The 421-nt window shown below is 36.6% G+C and carries 1 protein-coding gene; it reads left to right on the top strand.

Features of this window, described 5'->3' with window-relative positions:
- A partial coding sequence (locus ACE01R_RS17845) for a transposase family protein (RefSeq protein ID WP_395552812.1) occupies nt 1-405 on the top strand: 405 nt, incomplete at its 5' end.
- Nucleotides 406-421: the final 16 nt, after the last annotated feature.

Raw genomic sequence — 421 nt, 5'->3', positions numbered from 1 at the left:
ACCCATACCTTCAAAGTACAGGCCATGATTCACTACAAGACTCAGCAAATACTGAGTTTATGTAGCAGTCGCGGTGCTGTACATGATTTCGAGCTATTTAAAAGAAACATAAAGCTGATTCCTTCAGAAGCCTTTGTTCTTGCAGATAAAGGCTATCAGGGAATTTATGCATTGTATCCGAATAGCCTGTTGCCATTAAAAGCAAAAAGACGTTGTAAATTGGATCCTGAACTAAAAATCTATAATCAGGAAATCAATAAAAGAAGAATAGGTATTGAGCATGTATTTGGCAGCCTGAAAACCTTCAAGATCCTTGCCGAACGTTATCGAAATAGAGGGAAAAGACTCGGTTTGAGATTCAATTTAATTGCTGGAATCTATAACTTGGAGCTGAGTAAAAAATGATTTATGAAAGAAGTCT

Source organism: Acinetobacter sp. BSP-28 (genome assembly GCF_044130285.1).
In the GTDB taxonomy this organism is placed as follows: Bacteria; Pseudomonadota; Gammaproteobacteria; order Pseudomonadales; family Moraxellaceae; genus Acinetobacter.
Note: the sequence above shows the minus strand (reverse complement) of the source record. Positions and strands in the feature narration are given on the sequence as shown.